This is a genomic window from Hymenobacter defluvii (assembly GCF_017589435.1).
GTDB lineage: Bacteria > Bacteroidota > Bacteroidia > Cytophagales > Hymenobacteraceae > Hymenobacter > Hymenobacter profundi.
Map to the genome: position 1 here is coordinate 1 of NZ_JAGETX010000118.1, position 490 is coordinate 490.

The 490-nt window shown below is 46.9% G+C and carries 2 protein-coding genes; both read left to right on the forward strand.

Translation table 11 applies throughout. The features are described 5' to 3' along the window. A partial coding sequence (locus tag J4D97_RS23260) for a hypothetical protein (RefSeq protein ID WP_208309663.1) occupies positions 1-264 on the forward strand: 264 nt, incomplete at its 5' end. A gap of 11 nt (positions 265-275) precedes the next feature. Next, a partial coding sequence (locus J4D97_RS23265) for a hypothetical protein (protein ID WP_208309664.1) occupies positions 276-490 on the forward strand: 215 nt, incomplete at its 3' end.

Consider the following 490-nt stretch of genomic DNA (forward strand, 5'->3'; position numbering starts at 1 on the left):
GGCTACTACACTTTCTGGAACCGCCATAACAAGTCAATCAAGCAGGATTTCTATCAAGAAATAGAAGGTTACTTTAAGGAGCGGAAGATTCCCATGCTTCAGACGAAAGTGGAGTTGAGTGTTAACTACCAAAGGAAATCATTACGCTCAACCATATTCCCTCCTGAGAAACAGCATAGCAACTCAGGCTTAACTACCCTGATGAAAGAGCTGGCCAGTATTATCTACAAGCAGCCTAGTCAGGGTGCTATTGAAAAAGCTTAACTGAACACGTAATGGCAAAGCATAAAAACAGCCCATTCGTCGGCAACATTGCGGGCATGGACGACTTTCAGAAAATCATGCAGACGGCCAAAGAAGCTGGTCGTCCTTCGAGTGAAGACAGCACCGTAGAAGATGCCCAAGTACTAGGGGAGGGGGACGCAGATTCGGCTGCAACTACGCCGGCCAATGAAGATACCCAGAACACAGAAACCGGTCTGGTATCAAC